This window comes from Streptomyces boncukensis (genome assembly GCF_011045075.1).
In the GTDB taxonomy this organism is placed as follows: Bacteria; Actinomycetota; Actinomycetes; order Streptomycetales; family Streptomycetaceae; genus Streptomyces; species Streptomyces boncukensis.
Genome location: NZ_JAAKZZ010000305.1, coordinates 1 through 9,230, shown reverse-complemented (window position 1 = coordinate 9,230; position 9,230 = coordinate 1). Strand labels below are relative to the sequence as shown.

12 protein-coding genes are annotated in these 9,230 nt (G+C 70.5%); all 12 read left to right on the top strand.

The genetic code is table 11. The annotated features are described in order from the left end of the window. The first annotated feature begins 83 nt into the window (after positions 1-83). The 12 genes from G5C65_RS24515 to G5C65_RS24460 all read left to right on the top strand — a co-directional run bounded on the left by G5C65_RS24515 (position 84) and on the right by G5C65_RS24460 (position 9,036). Entirely contained in the window at positions 84-1,016 is a 933-nt protein-coding gene (locus tag G5C65_RS24515) for a phage major capsid protein (protein WP_165301088.1), read from the top strand. Positions 1,017-1,032: 16 nt separating this feature from the next. After that, positions 1,033-2,025, top strand: coding sequence for a glycosyltransferase (locus G5C65_RS24510; RefSeq protein ID WP_165301087.1), 993 nt, complete (start codon positions 1,033-1,035; stop codon positions 2,023-2,025). Further along, entirely contained in the window at positions 2,003-2,452 is a 450-nt protein-coding gene (locus G5C65_RS24505) for a Gp19/Gp15/Gp42 family protein (RefSeq protein ID WP_165301086.1), read from the top strand. The genes G5C65_RS24510 and G5C65_RS24505 overlap by 23 nt, the downstream gene beginning before the upstream one ends. Next, positions 2,449-2,781 (top strand): phage head completion protein, encoded by a 333-nt coding sequence (locus G5C65_RS24500; protein WP_165301085.1) that lies wholly within the window; start codon positions 2,449-2,451, stop codon positions 2,779-2,781. Before G5C65_RS24505 ends, G5C65_RS24500 begins: the two co-directional genes overlap by 4 nt. Before the next feature lie 54 nt (positions 2,782-2,835). Then, the gene (locus G5C65_RS24495; RefSeq protein ID WP_165301084.1) at positions 2,836-3,366 is read left to right on the top strand and encodes a hypothetical protein; all 531 of its coding nucleotides are present in this window, start codon (positions 2,836-2,838) and stop codon (positions 3,364-3,366) included. A 4-nt stretch (positions 3,367-3,370) separates the two neighbouring features. Then, positions 3,371-3,673: a DUF5403 family protein gene (locus G5C65_RS24490; protein WP_165301083.1), complete on the top strand. Its 303-nt coding sequence runs from the start codon at positions 3,371-3,373 to the stop codon at positions 3,671-3,673. A gap of 73 nt (positions 3,674-3,746) precedes the next feature. Then, positions 3,747-4,082: a hypothetical protein gene (locus G5C65_RS24485; protein WP_165301082.1), complete on the top strand. Its 336-nt coding sequence runs from the start codon at positions 3,747-3,749 to the stop codon at positions 4,080-4,082. 69 nt (positions 4,083-4,151) lie between these two features. Beyond that, a complete protein-coding gene (locus G5C65_RS24480; protein WP_165301081.1) occupies positions 4,152-4,739 on the top strand; it encodes a phage tail tube protein in 588 nt (195 codons plus the stop codon). A gap of 113 nt (positions 4,740-4,852) precedes the next feature. After that, positions 4,853-5,185, top strand: a complete 333-nt coding sequence (locus G5C65_RS24475; RefSeq protein ID WP_165301080.1) for a phage tail assembly protein — start codon at positions 4,853-4,855, stop codon at positions 5,183-5,185. After that, positions 5,137-5,574 (top strand): hypothetical protein, encoded by a 438-nt coding sequence (locus tag G5C65_RS24470; protein WP_206442219.1) that lies wholly within the window; start codon positions 5,137-5,139, stop codon positions 5,572-5,574. Before G5C65_RS24475 ends, G5C65_RS24470 begins: the two co-directional genes overlap by 49 nt. A gap of 9 nt (positions 5,575-5,583) precedes the next feature. Further along, positions 5,584-8,127 (top strand): phage tail protein, encoded by a 2,544-nt coding sequence (locus tag G5C65_RS24465; RefSeq protein WP_165301079.1) that lies wholly within the window; start codon positions 5,584-5,586, stop codon positions 8,125-8,127. A gap of 6 nt (positions 8,128-8,133) precedes the next feature. After that, complete coding sequence (locus tag G5C65_RS24460; protein ID WP_338146629.1) at positions 8,134-9,036, top strand: phage distal tail protein; 903 nt, start codon at positions 8,134-8,136, stop codon at positions 9,034-9,036. The last annotated feature ends 194 nt before the right edge of the window (positions 9,037-9,230 follow it).

The window sequence follows — 9,230 nt, the reverse complement described above, 5'->3', positions numbered from 1 at the left end:
GTCCGCGCCCGCGTCGCCGGCAGACGCCTTCGCCGCGTACGTCCGCGACTCCCTGAACAAGTAGCCCTGATAGGAGCCCGCCCATGCCCGTGCCCGGAGTGCTTGCCGACATCGGACAGCTCCCTGTCGAAGTCCTGCGCCCGATCTTCGAGAAGGCCCAGGAACAGTCCCTGATCCTGGGCATGGCGAACACCATGCCGCTCACCTACGGGCAGACGAACATCCCCGTCATCGCCCAGCGCCCGGAGGCGGGCCCGGTGGGGGAGTCCGAGCAGAAGCCGCAGAGCGAGTACCGGTACGAGATGCGCGTAGTGACCCCGCGCAAGTTCGCCACCATCGTCACCGTCTCCGAGGAGTTCATGGAGGCGGACATCGCCGGCCTGTACTCCCAGATCCAGGGGGACCTGTCGTTCGCCATCGCCCGCGCGGTGGACCTGGCCGTCCTCCACGGCCGCGCCGCCACCACCGGCGGCGAACTGGCGGGCGTGGACGGCCAGTTCCTCAACGCCACCGACAACCGCGTCACCCTCGGCACCGCACTGCCCGACGAGGGCGGCATGGCCAAGGACATCGGCGACGGCTACGAGCTGGTCATCAACGATGGCCACGACTTCACCGGCTTCGCCGCCGACCCCCGTTTCCGCGCCCGCGCGGTGAACGCGTACGACTCCTTCGGCCGCCCCCTCTTCCAGGCCGCCGGCCCCGACCTCTCCAACGCCACCAACAGCCTCATGGGTCTTCCGGTGCGCTACGGGCGCGGCGTGTCCGGGCAGATCGGCGCCAGCGCCGACACCCTCGTCCGCGCCATCGGCGGAGACTGGAATCAGCTTCGCGTCGGCATCGTGAAGGACCTCAAGCTCGACGTCACGAACCTCGCCGCCGTCACCCTCGGCGGACAGCTCGTGTCCCTCTTCGAAAACAACCTGGTCGCGCTCCGCGCGGAGATCATTTTCGGATGGGCCATCGGCGACCTCGACGCCTTCGCCGCCTACGAGGACGCCCCCGCCCGCTCCTGACGAAAGGGGGAACGGGGTGCGGGTCGTCGCCCTCGTCCACTGGTACGTGCCGTACCACAACGCCGGATCGGAAACGATGCTCCACACCTTGTTGCGGGCACTCGCCGACGCCGGACACGAAGCCCACGTGGTCACCACAAGTCAGGCCGAGGGCGAGCCGGAGTACGACCACCAGGGCGTGACCGTGCACCGTGCCGGACCGCTCGGCACGGTGCCTGAACTCCTCGACAGGCTCGCCCCGGCCGCGCTGGTCACCCACCACCAGGAGACCCCGCACGCCACCCAGTACGGCCGCACCCGCGGCGTCCCGGTCGTGCAGATCATTCACAACGAGATGCACCACACCCGGGTATGGCTGCACAAGCGCCCCGCCCTCGTGGTTTTCAACACCCTGTGGATACAGCGCGAGTGCGCCCGCTACCGCGTGCCCGGCATCGTCGTCCACCCGCCGATCTCTCCCGACGAACACGCCACCACACCCGGCGAATTGGTCACCCTGGTCAACCTCAACGCCCACAAGGGCGGAGAGATCCTGTACCAGCTCGCCGAGCGGATGCCTGACGTGGCGTTCGCCGGGGTGATCGGCGGCCACGGCGAACAGGTCATCCGCTGGGATGTGCCCAACGTGGAGATCATCCCGCACACCGCCGCCATGCGGCGGGACGTGTGGGCGCGCACACGGGTGCTGTTGATGCCGAGCGTGTACGAGTCGTACGGCATGGCCGCCATCGAAGCCATGTGCTCGGGCATCCCCGTCATTGCAGCGCCCACACCCGGTCTCGTCGAGTCACTGTCGTGGTCCGGCACCTTCGCCGTCCGCGACGACCTCGACGCCTGGGTCTCGGCCATCCGCTCGCTCCTGCTGCCGGATCGGTGGGTTGCGGCGTCCGCCGCCGCGCTCGAACGCGTCGCCGAGCTTGACCCGCGCCCCGAACTCGACGCGTGGGTGAGCGCGGTGGAACGACTCGAAGGGGAGGGACGCGGTCATGGCGTACGCAACCGTCGATGACGTCGCCGCCCGGCTCGGCCGGGACCTCGACGAGGCCGAGCAGCGGCTGGCCGCCGTCCTCCTCGACGACATCGAGGAACGCATCCGCGCCCGCATCCCCGACCTCGACGACCGCGTGACCGCCTCCGAGCACTACCGCGCCCTCGTCGTTTCCGTCGAAGCCGCCGCCGTCGTTCGCGTCCTGCGCAACCCGGGCGGCTACCGTTCTGAGACGGAGGGGAACTACGCCTACGCCATCGACACCCGCGCCGCCGCCGGATACCTCACCATCCTCGATGAGGAATGGCGCCTCCTCGGCGCCGGCAACGGAGCCTTCACCGCCGTCCCCTACCTCGACCCCATCCGCCACGACCCGCGCCACCTGGTGCGCTACCCGCGCGGGACCGGCCCCTACCTGCCGCTCGACCGCGAATGGTGGCCGCCGTGAGCCTGCTGGACACCGGCAACGAGACCATCACCGTCTACCCCCAGGAACAGACCACCGACGACCGCGGTAACACCGTCTGGCGCCCCTCGACGACCGGCGTGCCCGTGCGCTGCCGCGTTCAGCCGGTAGACAGCGACGAGCCCGCCGTACCCGGACAGGCCACGGAAACCACCTACCGCGTCATCGCCCGGGACGCCCCGCTCGGCCCGTGGGTACGCGTCGAGTGGAACGGGCGGACCTGGGACGTGATCGGCGAACCCCGCCGCTACAACGGCTCACCCGCTACCCGACATATTGATGCTCTGATCCGTGCGGTAGCGATTCAGTAGACGTGGGTTGTGTCATTACGTGAAGTTATCGCGTGCTAAGTTTACGCTCTTCTTATGACTGAATGGGTTGCAGTGGCGCTGTCTGGGGTAGCGATCGTCTTGACTTTTTACAATTTCCAAACTGAGTTCAGGTTTACTCGAAGGGTCTATCGCGAACAAGTCAACCCGTATGTAGTCGTGGACTTGGTGCCGCGTGCGCCGGAATCTCAGATGCTCTGTCTCTCGATCACGAACACTGGCTCCACGGTTGCGCGGAATGTGAAAGTGCAGATCGACCCTCCGTTGCGGACCACTCTGGGCTCAGATCAGGATGCGCGACTGGAACGGACGCTTTGCTGTCCGATTTCAGTGATGCCCCCTGGGCGGAGGGTGTTGTACAACGTGGGTCTCGGCTCAGACGTCTTTGCAGTGCTATCGCCAAAGTATTCCGTGAAAGTTGATGCTGAAGGGCCTTTCGGTGCTGTCGAGACTTTGTGTTACGAAGTGGACCTGAACGCCCTGAAGGGTGCTGCTGTGGAAAGTGAGACAATTGTAGGTCAGTTGATGAATATCGCGGGGCATTTGAAAGGCTCTAAGTCGAGGTGATCCGATGGTAAATGTGCGGTTGCATGCCTCTCGGCAGCTTGCACGGATGCCCGGTGTCAGGGAGGCCGTCCGGTCACGCGCCAACAGCATCGCCTCGCGGGCGCGCTCCGACCTCGCCCAGCACCGCGCGGAAGGGCACGCCCGTATCGAGGTCACGCGCGGCCGTACTGACGTGGTGGTCTCGCTCGTCGATGTCGCGGCGCTGTCCATCGAGTACGGCCGCGACGACTTCACCAACGGCCGTGGTCGGCACGTCGGCGCCATGCAAGGGCTCTACATCATGACCCGCGCCGCGCGAAGGGGGTGAGGCGTTGCCTCCCCGGACGCTGCCGTCCCCGGCTGACCTCCTCCTCGGCATCCTCCGCCCCGCCCTCGACGGTGTGCCAATTGGCACGCTCCTGCCCGAGCCGATGCCCCTGCCGTTCGTCCTCGCCCGCCCCGTGGGCGGCGCGGCGGTGGACATGCGGTTCCTCGGCCGCGCCGTCGTCGATGTGCAGTGCTGGGCCGAGACGGACCGCGCCGCCGAAGACCTCGCCGCCAACGCACGCACCGCCCTGGTGACCGCGTGGCGCGCACAGACCGTCATCCCCGCCGTGGGCTCCATCGGCTTCCTCACCGAGCGCGCGGCTCCCGCGCTGCTGCCCGACGAGCGCACGCCCGATGGCGTGTACCGCTACCAGGCCAGTTACGAACTCACCGTCCGCCCCACCGCGTAGACGCCGGACCCACTCCGCACCGAGCGCCCCGACCCTCCGTCGGGGCGCTTTGCCGTCTGACGAGAGATCTTGGAGGGCACCGCCGTGCCGCTCGACGACAACGCAGTCCTCAACCCGGCCGTGGGCCACTACTACTTCGCCCCCACGACCGGCCAGCCCCTCCCCGACGACATCACCGCGCCCGCCGAGCCGTGGGCCGACTTCGGACACACCAGCCTCGACGACCCGTTCGGCATCACCACCGACGGCGGCGAAACCGAAACGCTCGGCACCTGGCAGAACAAGAACCTGCGCAACACCACCAGCCCGCGCGTCGAGAGCGTGACCTTCGCGCTCCAGCAGTGGGACGAGTCGGCGTACCGCGCCTTCTGGGGCGCCAACGCCACCACTGCGGAGGCCGCCGGGCGGACCGTGGTGCAGGTCCCCAGCGTGCCGCAAGAGCTGGAAGGCGCGCTGTTCGTCCTCGTCCGCGACGGCGCGAACGGCATGTTCTTCCACTTCCCGCGCGTGTCCATCGCCCGCGCCGACGACATCGAGTTCGACGCCGAGGAACTGGCCGGGCTCCCGGTACGCGCCACCGTGCTCGGGATGTCCGGACAGGAGTGGACCTACCAGGTCGGCACTCTCGCCGCGCTGTCCACGCCGCCGGGCTCCTGAGACGCCCGCGCCCCGGTCGGTCGGGTGGCGCGGTTCATCGCGGACCGCCGCGCCACCCGGCCTCGCGCCCTCAGCCCTACGAGCGTCCGCACGCCCCTTGGAGGTCCGCACGCATGCCCAATGTGACCCTCGACGAGATCCGCGCCGCCGCCGAGCGGCAGTACGGAGACTTCGACATCGCCCTACCGGACGGCACCGCCGTGACCCTGCGCTCCCCTCTGCGCATGAGCGCCGAGGAACGTGGACTCCTCGCCGACGTCGAGCAGTTGGCGAACGCGGGCGACACCGGCGCCGTCACCGAAGCCCTCAAGGTCGCCGCCAAGACCCCCGAGCAGGGCGCGCGGCTCCTCGACGCCCTCGGTGGCGACCTTGCCACGGCCGCCGTGCTGTTCGAGCGGTGGGCGAAGGCGGTGAGCGTGGGGGAAGCCTCGCCCTCTGCGAGCTGACCGACCAGCACGGCGCCGCGCTGCTGGCCGACTTCCGCCGCTTCTACGGCCTCGACTTGACCGAAGCGCTCTTCGGGAGCCGTCCGGCCGCGCCGTCGCTGCTGCTCGCGCTCGTAGAGGAGCTGCCCGACGAATCCGCCTTCGCCGCTGCTGTGCGCGGCGGTCCGCAACACCGCGGCTGGACTGTCTCGGCCCACCTGCTCGCGGCCGTCATCGACGCCGTGGACGAGGCCGCGTGGATCACCGCGCAGGCCAACGCACGTAAACGCATCCGGCGCCCCAAGCGCTTCCCCCGGCCGACCGGCGCCGAGCAGCGGCGCCCGGCCACCGTCGCCGACCTGGCGCACCGTTTCGGCGCTCCCGAGAAGGGGGCGGTCATAAGGAGGTGATCCCTCCCGATGGCCTCTCCCGGAGGGCGCGAAGCCGACCGCGTGAGTGTCCGCGTCGTCCCCGACACCTCCCGCTTCGCCGCCGATCTGCGCACCGCGCTGGAGCGCGCCGAAGCCGCCCTGCGCGTCACCATCCCGGTGACGCCGGACATGGACGGCTTCACCACCGAGGTACGCGCCCGCCTCGCCACGCTGCGGGACGAGACGATTCACGTCCGCGTGGACGCCGACCGCGACGGACTCGACGGCGTACGCGCCTCACTCGCCGCCCTCGGCCGCGACAGCGCGAGCGCGGGCGGACCGCTCGGCGCCGTCGCCCGCTCGCTGGGCAACGTACGGGCCCTCGCCCTCACCGCCGTCCCGAACATCGCCGGCCTCGCGGGCGGGCTCGCCCAGATGGCACCGGCGGCCGGCGTCGCCGCCACCGGACTCATCGCCGTGGCGTCCGCCGGCGCCGCCATCAAGATCGGCATGTCCGGCGTCGCCGACGCGCTCCAGGGCGACGCCGAGGCCATGGCGAAGCTCGCCCCTTCGGCCCGCGCCTTCGTCACCGAGGTGCGCAGCCTCGCGCCCGCCTGGGACGCGCTCCGTTCCTCGGTACAGGGTGCGCTCTTCGACGGGCTCGCGCGCAGCGTTCAGCGGCTCGGCTCCTCCGTGCTCCCGGTGTTGCGTACGCAGCTCACCGGAACCGCCGGCGTGCTGAACACCATGGCCAAGGGCGTCGCGAACGCGGCCGTCGAGCTGGCCGACTCCGGCACGCTCGGCCGGGCGATGTCCTCGGCCAACGCCGGACTTCGCAACCTCGCCGGGGCTCCGGGCGGCGTCGTGCGCGCGCTCGGGCAGATCGCTGCCGCCGCCGGCCCGTCCTTCGAACGGATCACCTCCGGCGCGGCATCCGCCGGACGCGGTATCGCGGAGAAGCTGAACAAGGCGTTCGAGTCCGGAGCACTCCAGCGCGCCATCGAGCGGGCCGTCTCCCTCGTCGGCCAGCTCTTCAACACCCTGGGCAACCTGGGCACGGCCGTCGGCAACATCTTCGGCCCCGCCGCCGACGCGGGCGCCGGATTCCTCGGCGTACTCAACCAGGTGTCCAGGACGCTCGCCGATGTCACCGGCAGCGCCCAGGCACAGGAAGCGTTCCGCGGCCTCTTCGAGACGCTGGCCACCGCCGGAAACGTGGTCGGCGGCGTGCTGTCCACCGCGCTACGCGCCGTCGTTCCGCTGCTGAACACGCTGGTGACGGGCCTTGCCGGACCCTTGCAGCAGGCGTTGACCACCCTGGCGCCGGTCCTTCAACAGATCGTCGCGGCACTCGGCACCGCGCTCGTACCCATCATCGCCGCGCTCACGGCACACATCGGACAGAACCTACCGATCCTGACGCAGTTGATCACCATGCTCGGGCAGACGCTCGTGCCGGTGCTCACCGCCCTCGGCCCCGTGCTGACCCAGCTCGTGACGACGCTGAGCGCCGCGCTGCAACCCATCCTGGCCCAGCTCCCCGCGCTGCTCGCCCCGTTGCTCGCGCTGCTGGCCCAGCTCTTGCCGATGATCGTGCAACTCGCCGCCCAGTTCATGACCGCGCTCGGCCCCGCGCTCATCCAGATCACCACGGCCCTCGGGCAGCTCCTCGCGGCCCTCGCGCCCCTGCTGACCGCGCTGGGGCAACTGCTCGGCGGCGTGCTCCGGGCGCTCATGCCGATCCTGACCGCGATCATCGGCGTCATCGGACGCCTGGCGGCGGTACTCGCTGGCGCGCTCGCGGCCGTGGTGCGGGGCGTGGTCGTGCCCGCGCTGCGCATCGTGACGGCGCTGCTGCGCGGCGACTTCGCCGGCGCGTGGAACGGGGCGCGTGCCCTCGTCGGCCGCGTCGGCGCGTTCTTCCGCAGCGTGTTCATCCGGCTCGGCACCTGGGCCGCCCAGGGCGTCGGCCGCGCCGTCGCCTGGCTCGCCTCCCTGCCGGGCCGTGCCGTTGCCGCCGCCGCATCCCTCGGCGGGCGCCTGCGGGCCCTGATGGCGAGCGCGTGGCGCACGGCGACCGCCGCCATACGGGCGGGCATCACCTCCGCCATCTCCGCCATCCGAGGACTTCCCCGCCACGCCAAGTCGGCCCTCGGGAATCTCGGCTCGGTCCTCGTCAACGCTGGTAAGTCCCTGATCAGGGGCTTCATCAACGGCATCAAGTCGATGTTCGGCAGCGTACGGGGCACCCTCGGGTCGCTGACCGACATGCTTCCGGACGTCAAGGGACCACCGGAGAAGGACGCGCGCATCCTGCGCCCGGCCGGACGGCTGGTCATGGCCGGATTCTCCGCCGGCATCACCGACGCCATGCCCGCCCTGCGCGCACAGCTCCAGTCCGTCACCAACCAGGTAGCCGCCTACCGCCCCGCCCTCGGCGCCCAGGTCGAGGCCGCGAACGCGGGCGTGCTGGGTGGGACTTCGGCCGACGGGGGACCGGTGGTGTCCATCGGCACGTTCGTCGCCGAGGAGCGCCAGACACCCGCGTCCATCGCCCGCGAACTGTCCTGGCTCGCGAAGGGAAGGGGGTGAGGCGCGGTGCGCGTGCCCCTCGGCGACGTCCTCGTCACCGGCGACGGACAGATCCAGTTCGGCGCCTACCTGATGGGGGAGGGCACCCCCGTCCACGGCCGCAAGCTCGAAGGCTGGGACGACCTCCCCGACGTCGATGACGCCTCCGTCCCGATGCCCGCGTCCCACGGCGCGTGGCCCGGCTGGCTCCTGGCCGGGCCACGCGTGCTGACCCTCGACTTCCTCGTCCACCACCCACGCGGCGCCGCCGGACTCCCCGAAGCCCTCGACGAACTACGCCAGGCAACCGCACTCCGCCAGGAGGAACGCGCGCTCGTCGTCCAACTCGCCAGCACGCAACGGTTGATGTGGGCGCGGGTCACCCGCCGCAGCCTGCCCGCCTCCCAGGACTACACCTGGGGCAAACCCACCGGCGCCATCGAATGGACATGCGCCGACCCACGCCGCTACGAAGTCGAAGAGCAGGTGGCCCGCACCGGGCTGCCGGTGCCGGAACCCGGCCTCGACTGGCACCCGGCCGACCCGCCGCCGGGCCTGGAATGGGAACTGGACTGGGGCGGCAACGCCATCCCCGGCACCGTCCTCGTCGAGAACGCGGGCGACGCGGACACCTACCCCACCCTCGCCCTCACCGGCCCCGTGATCCGCCCGGCCGTTACCAACCACGCCACCGGCGCGGTACTGGAGTACGACATCACCCTCAGCACCACCGACCGGCTCGTCATCGACACCCGTGAGGGCACCGTCACCCTCAACGACACCGCCCCGCGCCTGCATACCGCCACCCCCCGCAGCACCCCTGAGCAGGCGTGCATCCTGCCGCCCGGCGCCTCGCTCATCAGCTTCCGCGCCGCCGAGTTCAACGATGCCGGCGCCCTCACCATCTCGTGGCGCTCCGCCTGGTGGTAGGCGCCTCGACACCCGCAGTAAGGGAGACCACCCTCATGACCGTACGGGCGGCATGGCTGACCAACCGCGGCGACATCGCGGGCGGCCAGACCCGCAGCGACTCACGCATGACCCCGCTCGGCACGATGACCCCGGCCGACGAGATGGCATCCGCCTCCGGCGTGATCCCCGGCGGCGACCCCTTCGTCCTCCAG